General features: G+C 73.2%; 21 protein-coding genes. 9 read left to right on the top strand and 12 right to left on the bottom strand.

From position 1 onward, the window contains the following. Positions 1-113 precede the first annotated feature (113 nt). Positions 114-887 (top strand): pirin family protein, encoded by a 774-nt coding sequence (locus C7M71_RS08340; RefSeq protein WP_229758615.1) that lies wholly within the window; start codon positions 114-116, stop codon positions 885-887. Between the two features lie 10 nt (positions 888-897). Here C7M71_RS08340 and C7M71_RS08335 read toward each other — a convergent pair whose 3' ends face one another. Continuing rightward, the gene (locus C7M71_RS08335) at positions 898-1,731 is read right to left on the bottom strand and encodes a serine hydrolase domain-containing protein (RefSeq protein WP_111492852.1); all 834 of its coding nucleotides are present in this window, start codon (positions 1,729-1,731) and stop codon (positions 898-900) included. Positions 1,732-1,860: 129 nt separating this feature from the next. On the opposite strand from C7M71_RS08335, the gene C7M71_RS08330 reads away from it, so the two are divergent. Together C7M71_RS08330 and C7M71_RS08325 are read left to right on the top strand one after the other, a co-directional pair. After that, entirely contained in the window at positions 1,861-2,349 is a 489-nt protein-coding gene (locus tag C7M71_RS08330; RefSeq protein WP_111492851.1) for a MerR family transcriptional regulator, read from the top strand. Beyond that, a complete protein-coding gene (locus tag C7M71_RS08325) occupies positions 2,346-3,356 on the top strand; it encodes an aldo/keto reductase (protein ID WP_111492850.1) in 1,011 nt (336 codons plus the stop codon). The genes C7M71_RS08330 and C7M71_RS08325 overlap by 4 nt, the downstream gene beginning before the upstream one ends. Positions 3,357-3,379: 23 nt before the next feature. Here C7M71_RS08325 and C7M71_RS08320 read toward each other — a convergent pair whose 3' ends face one another. From C7M71_RS08320 to C7M71_RS08290, 7 genes are all read right to left on the bottom strand, one after another. Further along, positions 3,380-3,730: an MmcQ/YjbR family DNA-binding protein gene (locus C7M71_RS08320; protein ID WP_111492849.1), complete on the bottom strand. Its 351-nt coding sequence runs from the start codon at positions 3,728-3,730 to the stop codon at positions 3,380-3,382. Between the two features lie 38 nt (positions 3,731-3,768). Further along, positions 3,769-5,025 carry an acyltransferase family protein gene (locus C7M71_RS08315; protein WP_229758614.1) on the bottom strand — a complete coding sequence of 419 codons (1,257 nt, stop codon included), beginning with the start codon at positions 5,023-5,025 and terminating at the stop codon, positions 3,769-3,771. Further along, a complete protein-coding gene (locus tag C7M71_RS08310) occupies positions 5,012-6,202 on the bottom strand; it encodes an alpha/beta hydrolase (protein WP_114914256.1) in 1,191 nt (396 codons plus the stop codon). The genes C7M71_RS08315 and C7M71_RS08310 overlap by 14 nt, the downstream gene beginning before the upstream one ends. Positions 6,203-6,687: 485 nt before the next feature. Continuing rightward, positions 6,688-7,875: an alpha/beta hydrolase gene (locus tag C7M71_RS08305; protein ID WP_114914255.1), complete on the bottom strand. Its 1,188-nt coding sequence runs from the start codon at positions 7,873-7,875 to the stop codon at positions 6,688-6,690. A gap of 181 nt (positions 7,876-8,056) precedes the next feature. Beyond that, the gene (locus C7M71_RS08300) at positions 8,057-8,734 is read right to left on the bottom strand and encodes a response regulator (RefSeq protein ID WP_111490665.1); all 678 of its coding nucleotides are present in this window, start codon (positions 8,732-8,734) and stop codon (positions 8,057-8,059) included. Next, the gene (locus C7M71_RS08295) at positions 8,731-10,071 is read right to left on the bottom strand and encodes a sensor histidine kinase (RefSeq protein ID WP_111490666.1); all 1,341 of its coding nucleotides are present in this window, start codon (positions 10,069-10,071) and stop codon (positions 8,731-8,733) included. The genes C7M71_RS08300 and C7M71_RS08295 overlap by 4 nt, the downstream gene beginning before the upstream one ends. A gap of 221 nt (positions 10,072-10,292) precedes the next feature. Then, positions 10,293-11,012: a TetR family transcriptional regulator gene (locus tag C7M71_RS08290; RefSeq protein WP_229758613.1), complete on the bottom strand. Its 720-nt coding sequence runs from the start codon at positions 11,010-11,012 to the stop codon at positions 10,293-10,295. A 220-nt stretch (positions 11,013-11,232) separates the two neighbouring features. Between C7M71_RS08290 and C7M71_RS08285 the strand changes: the two genes are divergently transcribed. Continuing rightward, positions 11,233-12,834 (top strand): MFS transporter, encoded by a 1,602-nt coding sequence (locus C7M71_RS08285; protein ID WP_111490668.1) that lies wholly within the window; start codon positions 11,233-11,235, stop codon positions 12,832-12,834. A 437-nt stretch (positions 12,835-13,271) separates the two neighbouring features. Here C7M71_RS08285 and aceE read toward each other — a convergent pair whose 3' ends face one another. After that, the gene (gene aceE / locus C7M71_RS08280; RefSeq protein ID WP_111490669.1) at positions 13,272-16,022 is read right to left on the bottom strand and encodes a pyruvate dehydrogenase (acetyl-transferring), homodimeric type; all 2,751 of its coding nucleotides are present in this window, start codon (positions 16,020-16,022) and stop codon (positions 13,272-13,274) included. 634 nt (positions 16,023-16,656) lie between these two features. Between aceE and C7M71_RS08270 the strand changes: the two genes are divergently transcribed. The 5 genes from C7M71_RS08270 to C7M71_RS08250 all read left to right on the top strand — a co-directional run bounded on the left by C7M71_RS08270 (position 16,657) and on the right by C7M71_RS08250 (position 20,661). Then, complete coding sequence (locus C7M71_RS08270) at positions 16,657-17,097, top strand: DUF3052 domain-containing protein (protein WP_111490671.1); 441 nt, start codon at positions 16,657-16,659, stop codon at positions 17,095-17,097. 252 nt (positions 17,098-17,349) lie between these two features. Further along, entirely contained in the window at positions 17,350-17,808 is a 459-nt protein-coding gene (locus C7M71_RS08265; RefSeq protein WP_111490672.1) for a peroxiredoxin, read from the top strand. Between the two features lie 169 nt (positions 17,809-17,977). Beyond that, the gene (locus tag C7M71_RS08260; protein WP_111490673.1) at positions 17,978-18,553 is read left to right on the top strand and encodes a TerD family protein; all 576 of its coding nucleotides are present in this window, start codon (positions 17,978-17,980) and stop codon (positions 18,551-18,553) included. Between the two features lie 279 nt (positions 18,554-18,832). Further along, positions 18,833-19,408: a TerD family protein gene (locus C7M71_RS08255; protein WP_111490674.1), complete on the top strand. Its 576-nt coding sequence runs from the start codon at positions 18,833-18,835 to the stop codon at positions 19,406-19,408. A gap of 101 nt (positions 19,409-19,509) precedes the next feature. Further along, a complete protein-coding gene (locus tag C7M71_RS08250; RefSeq protein WP_111490675.1) occupies positions 19,510-20,661 on the top strand; it encodes a DUF475 domain-containing protein in 1,152 nt (383 codons plus the stop codon). 58 nt (positions 20,662-20,719) lie between these two features. Here the strand turns inward: C7M71_RS08250 and C7M71_RS08245 are convergent, their stop codons facing one another. The 3 genes from C7M71_RS08245 to C7M71_RS08235 all read right to left on the bottom strand — a co-directional run bounded on the left by C7M71_RS08245 (position 20,720) and on the right by C7M71_RS08235 (position 24,076). Then, on the bottom strand, positions 20,720-21,910 hold the full coding sequence (locus C7M71_RS08245) for an ROK family transcriptional regulator (protein WP_229758612.1): 1,191 nt from the start codon (positions 21,908-21,910) through the stop codon (positions 20,720-20,722). A 103-nt stretch (positions 21,911-22,013) separates the two neighbouring features. Then, entirely contained in the window at positions 22,014-22,910 is an 897-nt protein-coding gene (locus tag C7M71_RS08240) for a chitosanase (RefSeq protein ID WP_162824186.1), read from the bottom strand. 89 nt (positions 22,911-22,999) lie between these two features. Continuing rightward, positions 23,000-24,076, bottom strand: coding sequence for a DUF2637 domain-containing protein (locus tag C7M71_RS08235; protein ID WP_111490678.1), 1,077 nt, complete (start codon positions 24,074-24,076; stop codon positions 23,000-23,002). Positions 24,077-24,337: the final 261 nt, after the last annotated feature.

Below are 24,337 nucleotides of genomic sequence, written 5' to 3'. Positions count from 1 at the left end.
CGGAGCGCGGGGCCGTTCCGGATATCTTCCGGATATCTTCCGGATGCCGGGCGCCCCACCCGGCATCCCGCCCGGCCGCCCACCCCGAGCCGCCCACCCGAACGGAGCCCGATGTGACCGAGCAGCCCCGGCCGCGCGCGGAGGTGCGCCGCGCCGCCGAGCGCTACCGCTCCACCCCCGCGGAGGGGATCGAGACCCGGCACGCCTTCTCCTTCTCCGGCCACTACGACCCCCGGAACACCCACTTCGGCGCGCTGCTCGCCTGCAACGAGGAACTGCTGGCCCCCGGCGCCGGCTTCGCGTCCCACCGCCACCGCGACACGGAGATCCTCACCTGGGTGGCCGAAGGCGCGCTCGCCCACCGCGACGACCGGGGCCACGCGGGCGTGGTCCGGCCCGGCATGGTCCAGTACCTCGGCGCGGGCACCGGCGTCGCCCACACCGAGCGCAACCTCGGCGGGGCGACCGAGCCGGTGCGGTTTGTGCAGATGTGGCTGCAGCCGGACCGGTTCGACGCCGAACCCGCGTACGGGCTGCGCCGCCCGGCCCCCGGCGGCGGCGGGCTCACCCTGCTCGCCTCCGGCATGGAGCGCGACGCGGACGGCGAGGCGCTGCGGCTGCGCCGCCGCGACGCCGCCCTGCACCATGTCACGGCCGGGCCCTGGCAGCCCCTCCCCGAGCTGCCCGACGCCCCCTTCCGCCACCTCCACCTGCTGCGCGGCTCACTCGGCTTCCGTACCGCCGCCGGGCCCCATGGCACCGGCCGCGACCTGCGCCCCGGCGACAGCGCCCGGATCACCGGCCCGGCCCTGATCGCCCCCACCGCCGGGGAGGACGGCGCCGAACTGCTGCTCTGGGAGATGCACTCGGGACTGCTGCTCGGCTGAACCCCGGGGGTCAGCCGGCCAGCTCCGCCAGGACGCCGTCGGTGAAGGGCGGCCACACCTCGGCGGCCCACGGCCCGAAGTCGCGGTCGGCGAGGCAGACGCAGGCCGCGCCCGCCGCCGGGTCGAACCACAGGAAGGTGCCGGACTGCCCGAAGTGGCCGAAGGTCCGCGCCGAACTGCGGGCGCCGGTCCAGTGCGGCGCCTTGCCGCCCCGGATCTCGAAGCCCAGCCCCCAGTCGTTGGGCCGCTGGTGCCCGAAGCCCGGCAGCACCCCGCTCAGCCCCGGGTACGCCACCACTCGGGTCGCCGCCTCGACCGTGGAGGGGTCCAGCAGCGCCGGTGCCTGCACCTCGGCGGCGAACCGGGCTAGGTCGGCCGCTGTCGACACCCCGCCCGCCCCCGCCGGGGCCCGGTGGCCGGGGTCGATCCGGGTCGCCGCCATCCCCAGCGGCTGGAACACCGCCTCGGCGGCGTACTGCGCGAACGGGATGCCCGACGCCTTCTCCAGCGTCTCCGCCAGCACGTCGAAACCGGCGTTGGAGTACAGCCGGCGGGTGCCCGGCGCCGCCATCGCCCGGTGCTCGTCAAAGGCCAGCCCCGAGGTGTGCGCCAGCAGGTGCCGTACGGTCGAGCCCTCCGGGCCCGCCGGGTCGTCCAGCTCGAAGACGCCCTCCTCCACCGCGACCAGCACCGCGTACGCGCTGAGCAGCTTGGTCACCGAGGCCAGGGCGAACTCCCGCTGCTGCGGCCCATGCGACCCCAGTACCGCCCCGTCCCGTCCCCGCACCACGGCCGCCGCCGCCACCGGAACCGGCCATTCCTCGATCACCCTCAGACTCTCCATGGCCCCGACTCTACGGGCCCCCGGCGGGTCGGATCGCGGGAGGCCGCAGGCTGTGATTGCTTGGAGTGCACTCCATGTCGCTAGCGTCGGAACTGCCGTACGGAGCGCAGGAAACCAGGGGGTACCGCCATGGCCGTCGCCCGCCCGATCACCCGACCCGTCGTCCTCGACGCACCCGCCGCCGTGGCGAGCTGCGCCGACGCCCCGCCGGGCGGACCGGGGGCCGACGACACGCCCCGGCACACCATCGGCGAGGTGGCGGCCCGCAGCGGCCTCACCGCCCACACCCTGCGCTGGTACGAGCGGATCGGCCTGCTGGAGCGGATCGACCGCTCCTACTCCGGGCAGCGCCGCTACAGCGACAAGGACCTGGGGTGGCTCGCCTTCCTCGGCAAGCTGCGCCTCACCGGCATGTCGGTCGCCGACATGGTCCGCTACGCCGAACTGGTCCGGGCCGGCGACCACACCTTCGCCGAGCGCCATGAACTGCTCCGGGCCCACCGCGAGGAGGTGCGGCAGCGCATCACCGACCTCCAGACCACCCTCGCCGTCCTCGACCACAAGATCGGCTTCTACTCGGACGCCGCACCGGCGGCGGAAGGGAACCGCACCGCATGACCACCACCCTCCCCACCTGCACGCTCGGCAGCAACGGCCCCACCGTGGGGGTGCAGGGCCTCGGCTGCATGGGCATGAGCGAGTTCTACGGCCCCACCGACACCACGGAGGCCCTGGCCACCCTCGACCGTGCGCTGGAACTGGGCGTCACCCTCTTCGACACCGCCGACATCTACGGCTCCGGCCACAACGAGGAGCTGATCGGGCCCTTCGTCCGGGCCCACCGCGACCGGGTGGTGCTCGCCACCAAGTTCGGCATCGAGCGGCGCGCTGACGACCCCGCGTACCGGGGGGTCTGCAACCGCCCCGAGTACATCCGCTCCGCCGTCGACAGCTCGCTGCGCCGCCTCGGTGTGGACGTCATCGACCTCTACTACATGCACCGCCGCGACCCCGCCGTACCGCTCGCCGAGTCGGTCGGCGCCATGGCGGAGCTGGTGCGGGCCGGGAAGGTCCGCCATCTGGGCCTCTCCGAGGTGACCGGCGCCGAGCTGCGGGAGGCGCACGCCGTGCACCCGATCTCCGCGCTCCAGTCGGAGTGGTCGCTCTTCTCCCGGGACGTGGAGCGCTCCGCCGTCCCGGTGGCGGCCGAGCTGGGCGTCGCCTTCGTGCCGTACTCCCCGCTCGGCCGGGGCTTCCTGACCGGAGCGTTCGCCTCCGGCGCCGAACTGGGCGCGGACGACTACCGCAGGGACCAGCCGCGCTTCAGCGGCGACAACGCCAAGGCCAACGCCGAGCTGGTCGAGCCGATCCGGAAGATCGCCGCCGCGCGCGGTGCGACACCGGCCCAGGTGGCCCTGGCCTGGGTGCACCAGCGTGCCGAGGTGCACGGGCTGACCGTGGTGCCGATCCCCGGTACCCGGAGGCGCAGCCGGCTGGAGGAGAACACCGCCGCCGCGACACTGCACCTCACCGCCGAGGAGCTGGCCGCGCTGGAGCCGATCGCCGACCGGGTGGTCGGTGACCGCTACTCCGACATGAGCGGCACCTCCGCCGGTCGCGAGTAGTCGGCCGCGAGCAGTCGGGCGGGTCAGCCCGGCTCGGCCGCGTCGAACTCCCTGACCAGCCTCCTGGGCGCGGTGCGCCGCCAGGCATCGGTGAGCAGGTCGCGAAGCTCGTCCGGATCGACCTGGTCCAGCGCGATCCGGACCCAGCCGAAGCGGCCGACATACGGTGCCACCGAGAAGGTCTCCGGCGCGGCGGCGACTAGCTCCGCCTGGTCCTCCCGGGTCGCCTTCACCGAGGCGGAGCGCGACTCCGGGGCGCCGAGAGCGAACATCCGCTCGCCGATCCGGATGGTCACACTCGTGCCCCAGGTCACCCTCTCGGTGGCCTGGGGCAGGGCCAGACCCATGGCCTTGAACTCGTCGAACGTCACCATGGCCCGAGGTTAACCGCAGGGTCCGACAGCGGGCCCGCTCAGACCACCGCCAGGGCGTACACCGCGAACCCGGCCGCCAGCGCCCCGGCCACCGCCCGCCCGGCGCGCGGGACACCCGTCCACGGCGCCTCCAGCCGCCGGGTGAGGCGGCCGATCCCGACCAGCGCGACGGCGAAGAGCGGCAGCCAGCAGAGCCGGGCCAGCGCCCAGCCCGGCGAGTCCGGGGCGCCCGTGAGACCGGGGACGGTGCCCAGGGCCGCACCCGGCACGGCCACCGCCAGCATGGCGCTCTGGTGCCAGCAGAAGATCGTCATCGCCGACAGGTTCACCAGCACCACCGGGGCCCACAGCGCCGGGCGCCGCAGCCACCGGCCCAGCCGCTCCCGCAGCAGCACCGCCGCGCCGCACTGCACCGCCGCCAGCGCCACTACCAGCAGGGACGGCGGGTGCGAGTTGGTCCGGTCCACCCCCGGCACCCCGACCATGCTCGCCGGGTAGTGGAACGCCACCAGCAGCACCGCGAACAGCGCCGCCCCGCCCGCCAGCAGCAGCCGCCCACCGCGCCGCCCCAGCCGCCCCTCACCCCAGGAGACGCCCAGCTGGTAGGCGAACAGCCAGCCGGGGAGCAGGTTGGCCAGCCCCAGCCAGGAGGGCATCGACGCCGACCACGGGCCGTACCGCAGCAGGTCCACCACGGCCACCGAGGCGAGCAGCGGGGCCGCCGCCCAGCCGCCGAGGCGGCGCGTCGCCCGCACGCAGTACGGAGTGAGCGCGGTGACCCCGGCGTAGACGCCGACGAACCAGAGCGGCTGGACCACCAGTACGGCGGCGGTCCGCAGGGTGGCCCCCGGTACCCCGGCCGCCTGGAGCAGCGGCAGCAGCAGTGCCCATACGGCGGTGACGCCCAGCACCGGGCGGCCCAGCCGGGCCAGCCGGCCGCGCAGCCAGTCGCCGGTGGACGCGCCACGGGCGGTGGCGCGGCGCAGGGAGAGCACCGAGGCGTGGCCGCCGACCAGGAAGAAGACCCCGAGCATCTGAAGCACCCAGCTGACCGGGGCGAAGAAGCCGAGGGAGGAGAGCGGGCTGGCGTTGTGCAGCGCGCCGTCGGGCGACCGGGTGAAGCCGCCGAGCAGCCAGTGGCCGGTGGGCACGGCCAGCAGGGCCAGGGCGCGCAGGCCGTCCAGGGCCCGGTCGCGGTGGGCGGGGGTGGCGGCGTCCACGCGGAGCGCGGCCCGGTGGAAGGCGGCGCGGGCGGGGGCGGGGGTGCGGGCGGGGGCGAGGTCAGACGAGGTCATCGCGGCACTCCTGGTCGTCCGTGGCGCAGCCGACGGCGGGGTAGTCGCCGAGCGCGATGTCGGCGAAGTTGGCGAGCGAGTCGGTGTCCGGCGCGAAGTAGCCGGTGTGGCCCTGCGCGCGGTCGGCGGAGACCACGCGGGCACCGAAGGCCGGGTCGACCGGGTCGGCGCCGTGGCCCAGGCCGCCCAGGGAGAGGTGCGGGACCCGGCCGATCCAGTCGCCGGGGTCGCGGGCCGCCCAGACCCGCGCCCCGGTGCGCAGGGCTGCCGCGTCGTCGGCGCGCATCCCGGGGGAGCCGAGGACCACCAGGTCGGAGACGTCGTCCGGGCCGATGGCCGGTGCGGCCAGGCCGCACACCACGGAGCCGTAGCTGTGGCAGAAGACGGCGGGCGGCGCCGCCGGGTGGACGGTCGCGGCCAGCCCGGAGAGGAACCGGTCCAGCCGTGGGGCCCCGGCCTCGGCGAGCCGGGCGGTGGCGGCGTCCACGCCCAGGCCGACCGGGGTGGTGTAGCCGACCCAGGCGACGGCGGCGGTGGCGGTGCCCGGCTGCTGCCGCGCCATCCGCTGCCGCAGCGCCTTGGCCATGCCCGCGGGGGTGCCGTATGGGTCCCGTTCGCGGTCGTACGACCCCAGGTCGATGTCGGAGCCGGGGACCACCACGGCCACCCGGCGGGCCGCCGCCAGGTCCCCGTACACCTCGGCGACCAGGCCCCGGCCGCGCGGGTCGAACGCCAGGATCTGCCGTCCCGGCCGCAGCAGCGTGCCGTACCGTTCGGCGCGGCGCCGGGCCTGGGCGTGGTCCTCGGCGGTGAGGCCGGGGGCGGTGGCGCGGGCCAGCTCGCGGGTCCGTTCGGCGGCGAGGGCGAGGGCGTTGGCCCGGTAGCGCAGGGCGGGCGGCGCACCGTCGAGGTTGCCGACGACCAGCGGGTGGCGGGCGGCCAGCGCCCGCTGCTCGGCCGGGGGCAGCCGGGCGAAGAAGGCGGCGACGGCGGCTGCGGAGGCGGTCGCCGGGTCGGGCGGGCGCCTGCCCGACGCGGTGTCCGACAGCCAGGCACCGGTGCCGGACGGCGGTCCGGTCACCGGGGTCTGCCCGGAGGCCGCCGCCCAGCCCGCCGTGCCGGCGATGGCGGCCGCTACCAGGACGGCGGCGATCAGGGCGCGCTTCAGGCGCAGCATGGGTGGTCTCCTCTTCCGGTGGGTGCCGGGGCCGCGGAGGGTCCGGCGGCCGGTGAGGGGAACCTAGGAATGCGGTGCGTGGCGGGGCGTCACCCCGGGGAGCCAACCCGTGGGTGATACCGGGGTAGGGGAGGGGCGAGCGTGGTGACGGGGCGTCAGGTGCCTTGCTGCGGAGGTGGTTGGGCGGCGTTGCCGTGGCGGCCCGGTGTGGTGGCGGTGCGTGGTAGTCGGCGTGGCCCGTTGCGTGGGCGGAGGCGGGGTCGGCACTGCGGCCCGGGGGTGGTCAGTCCACGTTGCGGTGGCGGTGCGTGGTGCGCGGTAGTCGGATGTGGCCCGTTGCGGGGGCGGACGCCGGGCTGACGGGGTCGGTGCCGATGGCCCGGGGCGGTGGTCAGTCGGCGCTGCTGTAGTGGCGGCAGTGCGTGGTGGCGGGTGTACCCGTTGCGCGGGCGGAGGCGGGGTCGGCACTGCGGCCCGGGTGGTGGTCAGTTCACGTTGCCGTAGCGGCCCAGTGCGATGGCGGCGAAGTTGCGCAGGCTGGCGGTGCCCGGTGCGAGGTAGCCGGCGTGGCCCGTTGCGCCGGCGGAGGAGACCACGCGGGCGCCGAACGCCGGGTCGACGGGGTCGGCGCCGTGGCCCAGCCCGGCGATCTCCACATACGGCACATCGCCGATCCAGTCGCTGGGGTTGCGGGCCGCCCAGAGCCGCACCCCCGCGCCCAGTTGGTCGGCGTGGTCGACGCCCAGCCCGGGGCTGCCGAAGACCACCGCGTCGGTGAGGCCGGTCGGGTCCACCCCGGTGGGCCGGGCCCGGTGGATGTGCGGCGCGGCCACGCCGCAGACCACCGAGCCGTAGGAGTGGCAGAGCAGCGTCGGCGGAGCGGCGGGGCGGCGGGTGGTGGCGGCGAGCCCGGCGAGCAGGCGTCCCAACCGGGGTGCGGCGGCATCGGCGAGCCGGGCCGTCGCGGTGTCCGGGCCGAGGCCGACCGGGGTGGTGTAGCCGACCCAGGCGATCACTGCGGTACGGGCGGCCGGTGCTTGCCGCTCCTCCTCGGCGCGCAGCGCCCTGGCCATGCCGGCGGGGGAGCGCAGCGGGTCCTGCCTGCGGTCGAAGTGGCCCAGGTCGGCGTCGGCCCCGGGGATCAGCACCGCGATCCGCTGCGCTGCGGCGAGGTCGCCGTACACCTCGGTGACCAGGCCCCGGCCGCGTGGATCGAAGGCCAGGATGCGGCGGCCGGGGTGGAGCAGCCGGCGGCAGACGGCGGCCCGGTCGGCGGCCGAGGCCCGTTCCCGGGCCGGGCGCCCGGGGTCGGCCGCCACGGCCAGCTCGCGCCGCTGCTCGGTGGCGAGGGCGACGGCGTTGGCCCGGTAGCGCAGCCCGGGCGGGGCGCCGTCGAGGTTGCCGACGACCAGCGGGAAGCGCGCCACCAGCAGTTGCCGCTCGACCTCCGGCAGCCCGCCGAAGAACGCCGCCACCACGGCGGGCGCGGCCGACGCCGGGTCGGGCGGGGCCTGCCCGCCGAACCGCTGCTGGTTCCAGTCGCCGCTGCCGGGCGGAGGAGCGGTGATCGGCACCTGCTCGCCCGCGACCACCGCACCGCCTGCGGCGGCCCCGGTGTCGGCCAGCACGGCGACGGTGGCGAGGACGGCGGTGACCAGGCGCTTGAGCCGCATCGGTGCATGTCCTCCTGGGTCCGCCGACCGTCGAACGGGCCGTGCCCGGAGGTCCTGCCGTGCCGTGTACCGAGAGCCAGCCTAAGCGGCGCCGGGGTCGGACCCGGACGGCGGCCGACCCGGCAAAGCCGGGCGAAGGCTCCCAAGGCCGCCGGAACCGGATCGAGCCTTCACCACAGGCTCACACACTGCCCGGGGTGACCAGCCCCGACTCATAGGCGAAGACCACCGCCTGCGCCCGGTCGCGCAGGTCGAGCTTGGCCAGAATCCGCCCCACATGCGTCTTCACCGTCTGCTCGGCCAGCACCAGCGCCTCGGCTATCTCGGTGTTGGAGAGCCCCCGGGCGATGTGCTCCAGCACCTCGGTCTCCCGGGGGGTGAGCGCATTCAGCCGCAGTCCGGGAGCGCGGCGCGGGGCCGGGCGCTGCCGGGCGAAGTCCTCGATCAGGCGGCGGGTGACGGACGGCGCGAGCAGCGCCTCACCGGCCGCGACCACCCGCACGGCGGCGATCAGGTCGGCGGGCGGCGCGTCCTTGAGCAGAAAGCCGCTGGCCCCGGCGCGCAGCGCCTCGTACACATAGTCGTCGACGTCGAAGGTGGTCAGCATCAGCACCCGGGGGCGGTGGACGGTGCCGGGCGGCGCGGAGAGCAGCCGCCGGGTCGCCTCCAGGCCGTCCATCTCGGGCATCCGGACGTCCATCAGCACCACGTCAGGGTGGGTGTGGCCGCTGACCTCCACCGCCTGCCGGCCGTCCGGTGCCTCGCCGACCACATCGATGTCGGGCTGCGCCGCCAGCAGGGCGGCGAACCCGGCGCGGACCATGGCCTGGTCGTCGGCGATGATCACCCGGATGGTCATGGGGCGGGCTCCTGCTCTCGGTCGGCGGCGATCGGTCGGTCGGGCGGGGCGTCCAGGGGGATGGCCGTCGCGATCCGGAACCCCCCGTCGGGCAGCGGTCCGGCGTCCAGTCTGCCGCTGAGCAGCCGAAGCCGTTCCCGCATTCCGACCAGTCCCTGGCCGCTTCCCGCACCGGGGGGCTCGACCGGCGCGGCCCGGCGCCCGGCGGTGCTCCTCGGCGGGGCGGAGTTGACCACGGTGATCCGCAGCTCGACCGCCCCCTCCGTACTCCGGGAGGTGGTGGCGGAGACCCAGGTGCGCGCCCCGGGCGCATGGCGCACCACATTGGCGAGCGCCTCCTGCACGATCCGGTACGCGGACAGGTCCACCGCCTGCGGCAGCGGGCCGAGCGCCCGGACCGTGTCGGAGACCGTCAGCTCCGCCGGCACCCCGGCCCGCCCGACGGCCTCCACCAGCTGCGGCAGCCGGTCCAGCCCCGGCTGCGGGGCCCGCTCGCCCTGGGCGTCCTCGCTGCGCAGCACCCCGAGCAGCCGCCGCATCTCGGAGAGCGACTCCCGGGCGGCGGTGCCGATGGCGGCGAACTCCTCCCGGGCGGCCTCCGACAGGCCGTCGATCCGGTAGGGGGCGCTGTCCGCCTGGACCGTGATCACCGACATATGGTGCGCCACCACGTCATGCAGCTCCCGGGCGATCCGGGTGCGCTCCTCCAGCAGGGTGCGGCGGGCCCGCTCGGCCTCGCTGATGTGCTCCTGCTCGGTGAGCCGCCGCTGCGCCTCGGCCCGCTCGCGCAGCGCGGCGACGAGCAGCAGCACCGCACCGCTCAGGGTGAAGGCGGTCACGCTCATCACGGTGCCGACCCGGCCGGGCACGATGGCGTCGATGCCGAAGCCGGCCGCGCCGGTGGCCAGCCAGACGGCCACCAGCGTCTGCCGGTTCTCGCGCAGCGCGAGCGCCGCCATCAGGAAGGTGTAGCCGACCACGCCGGGCGGGGTCCAGGGCCAGGGCGAGTCGGTGTGCGGGCCGGTGAGCACCGCCAGGGCGGTGAGGACATGGGCGGAGCCGATCAGTGCCCAGGCATGCCGGGGCCGGCTGACGGCGAGCACCAGCGGCACCGTCTGGGCGGTGGCGAGCGCCCCGGCGATCCCGCTGTTCAGCCGGTAGTCATGGGCCAGCAGCAGGGTGGTGGTCGGCAGCAGTGCGGCGATCAGCACCACCGCCACCCCGTACGGGAGCAGCCGCACCCACCACCGGGACGCGGTGCCGAGCAGCGGCGGGTGGTCCGCTGCGGGGCCGAGGAGCGGGCGCGTCAGGGCACGCAGCTGCGGCGGTACGGGCACGGCGGGTCCTCGGGGTGGGGTGCTGGCGGCGGGCTTCCGACCGTACCGGGGCCCGGCGGCCCGGGCGTCATACCGGGGGACCGGCTGCACCGTAGTACCGGGGTATGACGGCGGGCCGTGCTGCTCGGGGGTCGCCGCCGTCCAGGGGCCGTGCCGCTCGGGGGTCGCGCCGTTCAGGGGTCGCGCCGCTCAGGGGTCGCGCCGCTCAGGGTCGTACGGCCTCAGCGGGTGGCGGCCTGCCAGTCGCCGGTGATCGCCGGGCCGAGCTGGTCCAGATGGCGGTCGATCACGGTGATCATGCTGTCGGGCCCGGCGTCGGCGGTCGACGGCTCGGCGGTGCCCCATGCCTCGTGGGCGGTCCGGACCACGGCTCCGAAGACGGCGGCCAGCAGGCGCGGCCGCAGGTCGACCGCCGGGTCGACGCCTTCGCGCTCCGCGATGATCGCGGTGACCTGCCGCTCCTGCGCAGCGGTCCGCCGCAGATGGGCGGCGAGCAGCACGGGCGTCGACTCGATCAGCTGGATGAGCTCCAGGGCGGCGGTGACCGAGGCGGGCCCGCGATCGGTGGCGTGCAGGCTCCGCCAGGCCTCGCTGATGGCGGAGCGCAGCGCCTGGAGGGGGTACTCCTCGGCGGGGCGGTCGCGCAGACATCGGATGAAGTGGTCCTCGGCGTCGGACAGGACGGCGAGCGCGACTTCCTCCTTGTTGGCGAAGTACCGGAAGAAGGTGCGCTGGGAGACGTCCACGGCGGCGGCGATCTCGTCGACCGTGGTGCGGCCGTAGCCCTGGCGGAGGAAGAGCTCGTGGGCGGCGCCGACCAGCTCGTCGCGGGTGCGCTGCTTCTTGCGCTGGCGCAGCCCCGCCGTCGGCGCGCAGACTGCGGTGATCCGGCAGCGGGCCGCCAGGGGTGCGGCCGCACCCTCCGCGATGTGCTGGGCCAAGGTGCCACCTCCGACGGCTCTGGTCCCCGACACGATACCGGGACGATATCTGTCAGTCATCGGCACTGGAAACCATTTGTCAAATGTCAGAGGCTGACATAACGTTCCGCGAGGTGGCGCCCGCCGGCCTGCGAGCTCGTGGGGACGGGCGGCCCGTGGGGCGCCACCTTCCGCACTCGCTGCACGTCCACACCGCACATCCCCGTCCGGGAGGGGCCCGATGAACCACACCGCCGCCGCCGAGGCGACCGAGGAAGCGCAGGGCGCGATACCGCCGTCCAAGGCCGCCGGGCTGCGGGGTCACCCCTGGCTGACGCTGCTCACCGTGGCGGTGGGGGTGATGATGGTCGCCCTGGACGGCACCATCGTGGCCATCGCCAACCCCGTCATCGCACACGATCTGGGCGCCTCGCTCGCCGATATGCAGTGGGTCACCAACGGCTATCTGCTGGCGCTCGCGGTCTTCCTGATCACCGCAGGCAAGATCGGCGACCGGTTCGGCCACCGCAACACCTTCCTGATCGGCGCGGTGGGCTTCGCCGCCGCGTCGGCGGCGATCGGCTTCGCCGGCAGCATCCAGCTGATCATCGTCTTCCGGGTGCTCCAGGGCCTCTTCGGCGCCCTGCTGCAACCCGCCGCGCTGGGGCTGCTGCGCGGCGCCTTCCCGGCCGAGAAGCTCAATATGGCGATCGGCATCTGGGGTGGCGTCATCGGCGCCTCCACGGCGGCCGGCCCGATCGTGGGCGGCCTGCTGGTGGAGCACGTCAGCTGGGAGTCGGTCTTCTTCATCAACATCCCGGTCGGCCTGATCGCCCTGGCGCTGGGTCTCTGGATCCTGCGTGACGCGCGGTCCGAGAAGGCCGCCAAGTCCTTCGACGTCCCCGGCATCGTGCTGCTCTCCGGCGCCATGTTCCTGCTGGTGTGGGGCATCATCAAGGCCCCCGCGTGGGGCTGGGGCGACGCCCGGACGCTGGTCTTCCTGATCGGCGCGGTGGTCGCGGGGGCGGCCTTCGCTGTCTGGCAGACCCGGGCCGCCGAGCCGCTGATCCCGCTCGGCCTCTTCCGGTCGGTGCCGCTCTCCGCAGGTGCCCTGCTGATGGTGCTGATGGCCTTCTCGTTCTTCGGTGCGATCTTCTTTGTCACCTTCTACTTGCAGAATGTGCGCGGTATGTCGCCGGTCGACAGCGGCGTCCACCTGCTGCCGATGACCGCGATGATGATCGTCGGATCGCCGATCGCCGGTGTGGTGATGGCCAGGATCGGCCCGCGTATCCCGATCGTCACCGGCATGGTCTTCTCCGCCGTCGCGATGTTCGGCATGTCCACCCTGGAGGCCGGTTCCGGCAGCGGGGTCATGTCGCTCTGGTTCGTGCTGATGGGGCTCGGGCTCAGCCCGGTCATGGTGGGCGCCACCGAGGTCATCGTCGGCAATGCGCCGCTGGAGCTGTCCGGGGTGGCCGGCGGGTTGCAGCAGGCCGCGATGCAGGTCGGCGGCAGCCTGGGCACCGCCGTGCTGGGCGCGCTGATGGCCGCCAGGATCGACAACGTCCTGCCGGGCAAGTGGGCCGCCGCCCAGCTGCCGCCGGTCTCCGGCGAGCAGTACGAGGCGGTCAAGCAGGCCGTCCAGGTGGGGGTGGCGCCGGTGCAGCCGGGCACTCCGGCGACGGTGGCGCAGACCATCACCCAGGTCAGCCACGACGCCTTCATGAACGGGATGTCGCTCGCCTTCCTGACCTCCGCGGTGGTGGCGGTGGCCGCAGCGGGACTGGGGCTGCTCACCAAGCGCGGCAGCACCGACGCCGGGCCCGCCGTGCACATCTGACCGGCCGTCCGAGACCCTGCCCGGGGCCGGTCCGACCTCCTCACGAGGTCGGACCGGCCCTTTCGCATGCCCCGGCGCCTCGGACACTCGTACGAGTGATTCCAGCCGTAAGGGCTGGCGCGGCGGCGCGGCCCGGGGCCAACCTGAGCGTGGACCGGCGCCCGCTGCGGGCGCCCTCACGGGGGAGGTTGTGTCCCATGCACCACGCTGCCGCCACACCCGCGACAGACCCGCCCACGGGCCCTCGCGCCCCCGCCGCCCGCATGCCCGCCGCCTGCGTACCTGCTGCCCGTGCACCTGCCGTCTCTGCGCCCGCCGCCTCTGCGCCCGCTGTCTCTGCGCCCGCCGCCTGCCTCGCCGGCTCCGCCTGGGAACGCCGCAGGGGCCGGACCCCTGGAAGGAGATCCGGCCCCTGCGGTGGGGTCATCCGGTGCGGATCAGGCGTCGCCGCCCGCCGCGCCCGGGTCGGCGGCGGCCGCGTCCAGCAGCTGGTAGCGGTCGATGGCCGCCTTCAGCACGCTGCGGTCGACCTTGCCCTCCTTGGCGAGCTCGGTCAGCACCGCCACCACGACCGACTGGGCGTCGATGTGGAAGAAGCGGCGGGCCGCGCCACGGGTGTCGGCGAAGCCGAAGCCGTCCGCGCCCAGCGACTGCCAGGAGCCCGGCACCCAGCGGGCGATCTGGTCGGGCACGGCCCGCATCCAGTCCGAGACCGCCACAAACGGGCCCTCGGCGCCGGTGAGCTTGGACGTCACATACGGGACGCGCTGCTCCTCCTCCGGGTGGAGCAGGTTGTACTCCTCGCACTCCACCGCATTGCGGCGCAGCTCGTTCCAGGAGGTCGCGGACCAGACATCGGCCTTGACGTTCCACTCCTCGGCGAGGATGCGCTGCGCCTCCAGGGCCCACGGCACCGCCACGCCCGAGGCGAGGATCTGCGCGGGGATCTGGCCGGTCTCGCCCGCCCGGTAGCGGTAGAGACCCTTGAGGATGCCGTCCACGTCGACACCGGCGGGCTCGGCCGGCATCTGGATCGGCTCGTTGTAGACGGTGAGGTAGTAGAAGACGTCCTCGCCCTGCGGGTGCTCGGCACTGGTGCCGTACATCCGCCGGATGCCGTCCTGCACGATGTGCGCGATCTCGAAGCCGTAGGCCGGGTCGTACGCCACGACCGCCGGGTTGGTCGAGGCCAGCAGCTGGGAGTGGCCGTCCGCGTGCTGGAGGCCCTCACCGGTCAGCGTGGTGCGGCCGGCGGTGGCGCCCAGTACGAAGCCGCGCGCCAGCTGGTCGGCCATCTGCCAGAACTGGTCACCGGTCCGCTGGAAGCCGAACATCGAGTAGAAGACGTAGACCGGGATCAGGTGCTCGCCGTGCGTCGCGTAGGACGAGCCCGCCGCGATCAGCGAGGCGGTGCAGCCCGCCTCGGAGATGCCGTCGTGCAGCATCTGGCCGGTCGGCGACTCCTTGTACGCCAGCAGCAGCTCCCGGTCGACCGACTCATAGGTCTGGCCCATCGGGTTGTAGATCTTCGCCGACGGGAAGAGCGAGTCCATGCCGAAGGTGCGGTACTCGTCCGGCGCGATCGGCACGAAGCGGTTGCCGATGCCCTTGTCCCGCATCAGGTCCTTGAGCAGCCGGACGAAGGCCATCGTGGTGGCGATGGACTGGTTGCCCGACCCCTTCTTGAGGGCCTTGTAGGTGTCGTCGCCGGGGAGCTGGAGCCTGGTCGGCCGCACCTTGCGGGTCGGCATGTAGCCGCCCAGCTCCTTGCGGCGGTCGTGCATGTACTGGATCTCCTCCGAGTCCCGACCCGGGTGGTAGTACGGCGGCAGGCCGGACTCCAGCTCGCGGTCCGAGATGGGGAGGTGCAGCCGGTCACGGAACCGCTTGAGGTCCTCGACCGTCAGCTTCTTCATCTGGTGGGTGGCGTTGCGGCCCTCGAAGTTGGGGCCCAGCGTCCATCCCTTGACCGTCTGCGCCAGGATCACCGTGGGCTGGCCCTTGTGCTCCTGGGCGGCCTTGAAGGCGGCGTACACCTTGCGGTGGTCGTGGCCGCCACGGCCCAGGTGCTGGATCTGCTGGTCGGTCATGGACTCGACCATCTTGCGCAGCCGCACGTCACTGCCGAAGAAGTGGTCCCGGATGTAGGCGCCGGTCTCGGTCGCATACGTCTGGAACTGGCCGTCCGGGGTGGTGTTCAGCTTGTTGACCAGGACGCCGTCGACGTCCTGGGCCAGCAGCGGGTCCCAGGTGCGGTCCCAGATCAGCTTGATCACATTCCAGCCGGCGCCACGGAAGACCGACTCCAGCTCCTGGATGATCTTGCCGTTGCCGCGCACCGGGCCGTCGAGGCGCTGGAGGTTGCAGTTGACCACGAAGGTCAGGTTGTCCAGGCCCTCGCGGGCGGCCAGGGAGAGCTGGCCCAGCGACTCCGGCTCGTCCATCTCGCCGTCGCCGAGGAAGGCCCACACATGCGAGTCGGAGGTGTCCTTGATGCCACGCGCGGTGACATAGCGGTTCATCCGGGCCTGGAAGATCGCACCCAGCGGGCCCAGTCCCATGGAGACGGTCGGGAACTCCCAGAAGTCCGGCATCGACCGCGGGTGCGGGTAGCTGGAGAGGCCGTACGGGGCCTTGGACTTCTCCTGCCGGAACGAGTCCAGCTGCTGCTCGGAGAGCCGGTCCAGCAGGAAGGCGCGCGCGTAGATGCCGGGGGAGGCGTGGCCCTGGAAGAAGATCTGGTCGCCAGAGGCCCCCTCGGCGTCCTTGCCGTGGAAGAAGTAGTTGAAGCCCACGTCGTAGAGCGACGCGGAGGAGGCGAAGGTGGCGATGTGGCCGCCCACGCCGATGCCCGGGCGCTGGGCCCGGGAGACCATCACGGCCGCGTTCCAGCGGGTCGCGTTGAGGACCTTGCGCTCGATCTCCTCGTTGCCGGGGAAGAACGGCTCGTTCTTGGTCGCGATGGTGTTGATGTAGTCCGTGCTGCGCATCTCGGGCACGGCGACACGCTTCTCGCGGGCGCGCTCGATCAGCCGCAGCATCAGGAAGCGGGCACGCTCACGGCCGCGCTCGTCGATGGCCGCGTCGAGCGACTCCAGCCACTCCGCGGTCTCCTCGGGATCGAAGTCCGGGACCTGGCTGGGAAGGCCGCCAATGATGATCGGGTTGCGATCGGATCCGGAAGCCACGCTGTTCCTTCACTGTCGGTCGTAACTGAGGTGGTGTCGCGCCGCCTCCATCGTGTACCGCGCTCGGAGATCCGTCATCTCTACCGATGGGTAACCGGCGTCGCCGGTCAGGCATGCCGGTCTGGCGCCGACGCGGCGGCCGCACGCGGAGGCGGGCTACGCTGCTGCCCGCTCCCTCGGCGCCCGCACCGCCCCGGTGCCGGTTGTTACGACGAGGTGGCCCGAACGGTGCCGGTTAAGGCTGGGGTGAGGGCCAACAGAAGACTCTACGCCGCGCCGTGCGGCCCTTCGAACGGTGCCCGCATGCCGGGCGCCCTCCAGGGGTCGCGAACCGCGGGCGCGCGGAGTGCGTATCGAGGCGTGCGGATCGACCGGCGCGCGTGGCCGGGCTGTACTCCGGGTAGGCGGGCGGCGAACCGGCGGTGACCGGCGGACGCCATCGGGCCCCGCCACGCCCGGGGCAGATAGGGACAAAACGGTGCGACAGCCGCCACAATCGACAGCGAGACTTGCTGCGACACGTCAACGTTTGGGCGGGAAGGGGCGCCGGGTACTTGCGCGAACCGCCCCGCCCGTGTGGACTACGGCCACAAGCTCGGCGCCGACGCCGGGCCGGATACAGGAGGTCATTCCCGTGAGCGCGACCGCGGACCCCGCGGAGGACAGGTCCAACCCGGCATACCGGTTGGGCTTCGAGCCCGGACAGGTGGTCCAGGAGCTCGGGTACGACGACGACTGCGACCAGGAGCTCCGCGACGGAATCGAGAGCCTCACCGGCACCGATCTCGTCGATGAGGAGTACGACGACGTCGCCGACGCCGTGCTGCTGTGGTTCCGCGAGGAGGACGGGGATCTCACCGATGCCCTGGTCGACGCGCAGGAGTACCTCGCGGACGGCGGCCTGGTGTGGCTGCTGACCCCGAAGACCGGCCGTGACGGCCATGTGGAGGCCAGTGACATCGCCGACGCCGCCCGGACTGCGGGTCTCTCCCAGACCAGTTCGGTGACGGTGGCCAAGGACTGGGCGGGCACCCGTCTGGCCACGCCCAAGACCGCCCGCCCGGCCAAGCGCTGAGCGGACCCGATCGGTAGGCCGGACCCCCGGCCGCCCTGCGGGCCCCGCCGGAGACTCTCCGGCGGGGCCCGCCTCTCGTCGGGGCGTCGAGCACCGGGGCATCGAGGGCCAGGGCATCGAGGACCGCTTGTTCACCCAGGGCGAACTCCGCCTCGGCGGGCCACCCGGACCGCCGGGCCCCCGCCCACGGATGCAAGGATGTGATCAGCCGCTCCGCCCGGAGCGGCGCAGTCGAGCAGGAGGGTCGCACCCATGGCGATCGAGGTCGGCAGCCAGGCTCCGGACTTCGAGCTGAAGAACCAGCACGGCGAGCTGGTCAAGCTCTCCGACTTCCGCGGCGAGAAGAACGTGGTCCTGGTCTTCTACCCGTTCGCGTTCACCGGTGTCTGCACCGGCGAGCTCTGCGCCATCAAGGAGGAGCTGCCGCGTCTGCAGAACGACGACGTGCAGATCCTCGCGGTCTCCAATGACTCCCCGTTCACCCTGCGGATCTTCGCCGAGCGGGAGGGTCTGGAGTACCCGCTGCTCTCCGACTTCTGGCCGCACGGCGAGGTCTCCACCGCGTACGGCGTCTTCGACGAGGCCAAGGGCTGCGCGGTGCGCGGCACCTTCGTCATCGACAAGGAGGGCGCCGTCCGCTGGTCCGTGGTCAACGCCATCCCCGACGCGCGTGACGAGCAGGAGTACCTCAAGGCGCTCGCCGCGCTCTGACGCACCCGGGCGGCACGGAGGTGCGCCTGCTCCCCGCCCGGGGAACCCGGCACTACGATCGGGCCGTTGGCTGGAGAGAAAACCCCTGGTCGGCCGTTTCGGACCGGCCGGCCCGGGCAGACCGCACCGCGGGGGCACAGCGAGGTGCTCCCCGACCATTGGAGGACTCGTGGGTGTCAGCCTCAGCAAGGGCGGCAACGTTTCGCTCACCAAGGAGGCGCCCGGCCTGACCGCCGTGGTCGTCGGCCTGGGCTGGGACGTCCGGACGACCACCGGGACCGGCTTCGACCTCGACGCCAGTGCGCTGCTGGTCAACGAGTCCGGCAAGGTCGCCTCGGACGGCAACTTCGTCTTCTTCAACAACCTCAAGAGCCCCGACGGCTCCGTCGAGCACACCGGCGACAACCTCACCGGTGAGGGCGAGGGCGACGACGAGCAGATCAAGGTGAACCTGGCCGGCGTCCCGGCCGATGTCACCAAGATCGTGTTCCCGGTGTCCATCTACGACGCCGAGAACCGCCAGCAGAACTTCGGCCAGGTCCGCAACGCGTTCATCCGCGTGGTGAACCAGGCGGGCAACGCGGAGATCGCCCGCTACGACCTGTCCGAGGACGCCTCGACCGAGACCGCGATGGTCTTCGGAGAGCTCTACCGCAACGGCGCCGAGTGGAAGTTCCGGGCCATCGGCCAGGGCTACGCCTCGGGTCTGCGCGGCATCGCCCAGGACTTCGGCGTCAACGTCTGAGTCCGGCAGTCACCACGGTCGCGGCGGGGCCGCCGGGACCCCGGTCGACGCAGGTGGAGAGCCTGCCGCCGCCGGGGCCTCGGCGGCCCCGCTTCCGTACGGGTCCCACAGCCGTACGGATGCCGGCGGCCGAGTTCAGCAAGTTCAGCGGGTCGGAGGCAGCCGTGCGGGCCGGCGGGGGCGTAGACATACTGCGTGCTCCGTGCGGCGGCCGAACGGAGAACCGGCCCGGTGTCCGGGAGACCCCGCCACTGCGGGGAATTGGGAGGATGAACGACCATGGGCGTCACGCTCGCCAAGGGGGGCAATGTCTCCCTCACCAAGGCCGCACCCAACCTCACGCAGGTCCAGATCGGCCTCGGCTGGGACGCGCGCTCCACCACCGGAGCCCCGTTCGACCTGGACGCCAGCGCACTGCTGTGCGCCAACGGCCGGGTGCTGGGTGACGAGTACTTCGTCTTCTACAACAACCTCAAGAGCCCCGAGGGCTCCGTGGAGCACCAGGGCGACAACCTCACCGGCGAGGGCGAGGGGGACGACGAGGTCGTGGTCGTCAACCTCGACCTGGTCCCGCCGCAGGTCGACAAGGTCGTCTTCCCGGTGTCGATCTACGAGGCCGAGACCCGGATGCAGTCCTTCGGCCATGTCCGCAACGCCTACATCCGGGTGGTCAACCTGGCGGACAACAGCGAACTGGCCCGCTACGACCTCACCGAGGACGCCTCCAACGAGACCGCGATGATCTTCGGCGAGCTCTACCGCTACCAGGGCGAGTGGAAGTTCCGCGCGGTGGGCCAGGGGTACGCGTCGGGTCTGCGCGGGATCGCCCTAGACTTCGGAGTAAACGTTCAGTAAAAAGCTGCGGGCAGTGCGGGGGAAACCTGATCGGACCGTGACGGGTCGCCGTCCCCTCCAGGCGCTGGCGCTCACCACCTACGAAAGGTAGTCGTCCTCCCGTGTTCTTCCGCACTTTCGGATGGTCATTCGCCATCACGGTCGCCGGGCTCATCGCGGCGGGGATCCTCTGGGGCCCCACCGGGTTCGGCGTCGTGGCGATCCTGTCGGTCCTGGAGATCTCGCTGTCGTTCGACAACGCGGTCGTCAACGCATCGGTGCTCAAGCGGATGAGCCCCTTCTGGCAGAAGATCTTCCTCACCATCGGCGTGCTGATCGCCGTCTTCGGTATGAGGCTGGTCTTCCCGCTGCTGGTGGTGGGGCTCACCGCGCACATCGGTCCGGGGACCGTGATCGACCTGGCGCTCCACTCGGACAAGACCTACGACGGGCTCACCTACGCCCAGCACCTGCATGACGCCCACCCGGCCATCGCGGCCTTCGGCGGCATGTTCCTGCTGATGATCTTCCTTGACTTCATCTTCGAGGAGAAGGACTACCAGTGGCTGCGCTGGATCGAGCGGCCGCTGGCGAAGATCGGCAAGCTGGACCAGCTCTCGGCGCTGGTCGCGCTGGTCGTGCTGACGCTGTCGGCCAACTTCTTCGGCAACGGCCGCGCCGAGACCGTCCTGCTGGCCGGCATCCTCGGCCTGGTCACCTATCTCGCGGTCAACGGCCTCGCCAATGTCTTCGAGGGCACCCTGGAGGACGCCGACGAGGACGAGGACGCCGAGGAGGGCGCCGAGGCCGGGACGGACGAGGAGCGCGCCCCGGCGGTCAAGAACGCCAATGCGTCGGTGGCCGGGGTGGTCGGCAAGGCCGCCTTCTTCCTCTTCCTCTACCTGGAGGTCCTGGACGCGTCGTTCTCCTTCGACGGCGTGGTCGGCGCCTTCGCCATCACCAGCGACATCTTCCAGATCGCGCTGGGCCTCGGCATCGGCGCCATGTACATCCGGTCGCTGACCGTGTACCTGGTCCGCAAGGGCACCCTGGACGACTACGTCTACCTGGAGCATGGCGCGCACTACGCCATCGGCGCCCTGGCGATCATCCTGATGGTCTCCATCAAGCACGAGATCCCGGAGATCGTCACCGGCCTGATCGGAGTCGCCTTCATCCTCGCCTCGCTCGCCTCCTCGGTGATGAGGAACCGGCGCCTGGCGGAGTCCGAGGGGGAGTCGGCGGAGTCCGAGGCCGTCGCCACCAAGGTCTGACGCGCCGTTCGCCGCGACCCCGGCCGCTGTTCCGGCCCGCTGCCCCGCCCCGCCGTCCTCATCGGACGGCGGGGCGGCGGTGTCCCGGGGCGTCGAAACGGCGGCTCAGGATCCGCTCCAGGGCCTCCCGTACGCCCACCGCCACCGCGCCGGTCAGTACTGCGGCGTCGCCCAGCGCGGAGACCTCCACCCGGGGCGGGTACGGCAGCCGTCCGGCCAGCCGCCCGGCCACCCGGTCCAGCAGCAGGTCCCCGTTGAGCCCCAGCCCGCCGCCGAGCACCACCAGCTCCACATCGACCACCGAGGCCACCGGCACCGCATACGCGGCGATCCGCCGGGCCTCCTCGTCGACCACCGCCAGCGCGGCCGGATCGCCCGCCCGCGCCCGAGCGAAGAGCCGCTCCGGGGTGAGCCCGGCGGACTCCGCAGCCGGCAGCCGCCCGGCGGCGTGCAGCAGCAGCGCCGGGGCGCATGGGTCGTCCGGGTGGAAGCCGCGCCCCGGCTCGGTGGCGAAGGCCAGGTCCAGCTCGCCCGCCGCCCCCGCGAACCCCCGGTGCAGCTTCCCACCGAGCACCAGCCCGGCGCCGACCCCGGTGCCCACCGAGAGGAAGCAGAAGTCGGAGGTGTCCCGGCCCACCCCGCGCCACTGCTCGCCCAGCGCGGCCAGATGGATGTCGTTCTCGGCCGTCACCGGCAGCTCCAGCGCCTCCTCGAAGGCCCGCCGCACCGGGAAGCCGTCCAGGGCCGGGATGTTGGCCGCCTGCCAGACCCGCCCCGCGCGGCGGTCCACCACGCCGGGCAGGCCCACCACCGCGTACTGAAGCTCGGCGCGGCCTATCCCGGCAGCGGCGGCCAGCTCGTCCGCGAGCCCGGCGGCCGCCCGTACCATCCCCGGCGCGTCCACCCCGGCCACCTCGGCATCGCGGCGCAGCCGCACCTCGCCCGCCAGGTCGGCGAGCACCGCGCGCAGCCGCCGGGCGCCGAGGTCCAGGGCCAGCACATACGCCGCCTCCGGACGCGGTGCGAAGAAGAGCGCGCCATAGGTCGGCCCCAGCTCCGCGCGCACCGTCTGCACCACCAGTCCCATGTCCAGCAGGTCCTGGAGCAGCGCGGAGACCGTGGGCTTGGAGATCCCGGTGCGCCGCGCCACCTCGGCGCGGGAGATCGGCGCCCCGGCGCGGATCACATCGAAGACCGCCCGGAGGTTGATCTCCCTGAGGGTGGTCGAGGTCGCCGGCCGGGTGTTCATGGGCATCACTCCAGGGGGCGGACTCGGCCCCGGGGAAAGTGTCCGGGCAGGTGGCAAGGGTGGTCGTGGCCTCGCATCGGCTGAGGCAAGGGCGCCGCCGTCTTCAGGAGACGGTGAACTCCTCGTCGCCCCAGGGGTCGACCGTCACCGGCGGCGCCAGGTCGAACTGCCGATCGGTCACCAGCTGCTGGAGCGCGTCGACCCGTCCCACCGACTCCGGCCAGTCCACCGCCCGGTCGTGGTTGTGCGGATGCAGCAGGTCGGCGCGGCGCACCGAGAGCAGCGCGGTCAGCCAGGCGCCCTCGGTCACCCCCTCCCCGGGCCGTCCGCCCGCCTGTGCGTCCGCCTGCTCGATGAGTGCGGGCAGGCCGTCCGCGTCGACATCGGTGCCGTGCTGGATCGCGGTGTCGTAGAAGACCGCGACGGCCAGCGCGGAGGTCAGGCCATGGCTGCGGGCGGCGCGCAGCGCGGGGCCGTAGTACAGGTCCTCCACGGCCGTGTCCTGGACCGTACGGAAGCGGTTGTCCGCCGCCGCCTTCCGCCAGGCGTCGGCGAAGTCGGGGCCCAACGGGGCGGTGTCGGCGCTGCTCCGCTTGGCCAGCGCCCGCAGCTGCGGCAGGTAGCGGGCCAGCGGATTGCCCGGCACGGCGTCCGCGTAGCGGCGGACCACCTCCGCCAGGTCACCGGTCGCGGTGCAGAAGCCGGCCCGGCCGGCGGTGAAGCCGCACCCGTCGTGGTGGTCCTCGACGGAGTCGTAGCTGATGGTGGTGGTGCTGTGGGCGAAGACGCTCACCAGCCGGTCTGCGGTGCGACGCTGATCGGCCGTCAGGTCGGCTGCGGCGTTACCGGTGTGCCCTGCGCCGGCGCCTGCCGTGGCCGCCGTACGGTCCGCCGCGCGGCCGGACCCGGTCCGGTCGCCCTCGGTCGCCCATCCGCAGCCGGCCAGCGTCGGCGCCAGCAGACAGGCGGCGACTGCGGTCGACAGCCGACGCACGGACACGGGTTCCTCCAGAGGCGCCGAGGCGGGATGGTTCAGCGAAGCGTACGCTCCGCCGGGTCGGGCCGGTGCCGCCGGGGCGGCCGGCGGGGTCAGCCCAGGGTCTGCTCGATCGCCCGCAGCTTGCGCTCCAGGGAGTCCAGCCGGGGCATCGCCAGGGTGTCGTCCTCGGTGGTGAGGTCGATGGTGCGGCTGCCCGCAGGCAGCGCCGCCGACTCGGGCGCCGCCGTGACGGCACGCCGCCCGGTCACCGTGGCCGGCTCAAGGGCCGCCGCGCCGATGGCTGCCTCTTCGCCTTCTGGGGCAGGCTCCGTAACGGGGGGCTCGCCGCCGCCGGCGGCGGTCAGTGCCGGGACCTGGCGGCCGCCGCGACGGCCGCTCCACACCCGGCCCTGCCGGGCGATGGCCTTGAGTTCGGCGCGCTCGCGCCGGTCCGCGGCCCGGGCCCGCACCTTGGAGTCCAGCTTGGTCTGGCGCTCCTCGCGCACCTCCTCGACCGCCTCGTCCAGGCTGCGGACACCCTCAAGCAGCATCAGCGACCAGGCGGCGTAGGTCTCGCGAGGGGCCCGCATCCAGCGGACCATCCGGATCTGCGGCAGCGGGCGGGGCACCAGGCCCTGCTCGCGCAGCGCCGCCTTGCGGGTCTGCTTCAGCGCCCGGTCGAAGAGGATCGCGGCCGAGATCGACATCCCGGAGAAGAACTGCGGGGCGCCGTCGTGGCCGCCGCCGCGCGGGGCGTGCACCCAGTTGAACCAGGCGGAGGCGAAGGCGAAGAGCCACACCAGCATCCGGGAGCCGAGCGCGGCGTCACCGTGGCTGGCCTCACGGACCGCCAGCACCGAGCAGAACATCGCGGCACCGTCGAGACCGAACGGCACCAGGTACTCCCAGCCGTCGGACAGGTTCAGGTTCTCCCGGCCGAAACCCACCAGGCCGTGGAAGGAGAGCGCGGCGGCGACCGCGGCGCAGCAGAAGAGCAGCACATAGGAGGCGATGCCGTACACCAGCTCCTTGCGGCGGCGGCGCTCCTCGCTGCGTTCCCAGGAGTCGTGGTTCTGCGTGTCGCCGGACGTCCGCTTGGTGCGGAGCATGGCGATCAGGATCGCCGCGAAGAGCAGCGCGGCGCCGCCCACGACGGCCCAGACCATCTGTATGGAGGAGAGAGTCATTGCGGAGTGAGCCTCGGCTTTCCGGCCGTGCAACGGGCATGTGGACAGGGCGTCCTGACGTGCAGTCGTTGCCGCCTGAGGCGGCGGGGACACCTGTGCGGGACGACGATATCGCGTCCCGGGCGCGGCATAGTAAACGGTGTGCCTGGTTGGTACCGGGGCGGTCCGGCGTTTTCCGGACGAGTACGGAAAGCTGGTGCTCGGAGCGGTTGGCGCGGGTAACCCCTCAGTGGCGGGGCAGCGTTGCCCCGCCGTCAGTTC

It is taken from the genome of Peterkaempfera bronchialis, from assembly GCF_003258605.2.
Lineage (GTDB): Bacteria > Actinomycetota > Actinomycetes > Streptomycetales > Streptomycetaceae > Peterkaempfera > Peterkaempfera bronchialis.
Note: the sequence above shows the minus strand (reverse complement) of the source record. Positions and strands in the feature narration are given on the sequence as shown.

Coding starts and splice junctions, on each gene's coding strand:
- C7M71_RS08335 (WP_111492852.1), bottom strand. CDS start 1,731: ATGGAGAGTCTGAGGGTGATCGAGGAATGGCCGGTTCCGGTGGCGGCG.
- C7M71_RS08330 (WP_111492851.1), top strand. CDS start 1,861: ATGGCCGTCGCCCGCCCGATCACCCGACCCGTCGTCCTCGACGCACCC.
- C7M71_RS08325 (WP_111492850.1), top strand. CDS start 2,346: ATGACCACCACCCTCCCCACCTGCACGCTCGGCAGCAACGGCCCCACC.
- C7M71_RS08320 (WP_111492849.1), bottom strand. CDS start 3,730: ATGGTGACGTTCGACGAGTTCAAGGCCATGGGTCTGGCCCTGCCCCAG.
- C7M71_RS08315 (WP_229758614.1), bottom strand. CDS start 5,025: ATGACCTCGTCTGACCTCGCCCCCGCCCGCACCCCCGCCCCCGCCCGC.
- C7M71_RS08310 (WP_114914256.1), bottom strand. CDS start 6,202: ATGCTGCGCCTGAAGCGCGCCCTGATCGCCGCCGTCCTGGTAGCGGCC.
- C7M71_RS08305 (WP_114914255.1), bottom strand. CDS start 7,875: ATGCGGCTCAAGCGCCTGGTCACCGCCGTCCTCGCCACCGTCGCCGTG.
- C7M71_RS08300 (WP_111490665.1), bottom strand. CDS start 8,734: ATGACCATCCGGGTGATCATCGCCGACGACCAGGCCATGGTCCGCGCC.
- C7M71_RS08285 (WP_111490668.1), top strand. CDS start 11,233: ATGAACCACACCGCCGCCGCCGAGGCGACCGAGGAAGCGCAGGGCGCG.
- C7M71_RS08265 (WP_111490672.1), top strand. CDS start 17,350: ATGGCGATCGAGGTCGGCAGCCAGGCTCCGGACTTCGAGCTGAAGAAC.
- C7M71_RS08255 (WP_111490674.1), top strand. CDS start 18,833: ATGGGCGTCACGCTCGCCAAGGGGGGCAATGTCTCCCTCACCAAGGCC.
- C7M71_RS08245 (WP_229758612.1), bottom strand. CDS start 21,910: ATGAACACCCGGCCGGCGACCTCGACCACCCTCAGGGAGATCAACCTC.
- C7M71_RS08235 (WP_111490678.1), bottom strand. CDS start 24,076: ATGACTCTCTCCTCCATACAGATGGTCTGGGCCGTCGTGGGCGGCGCC.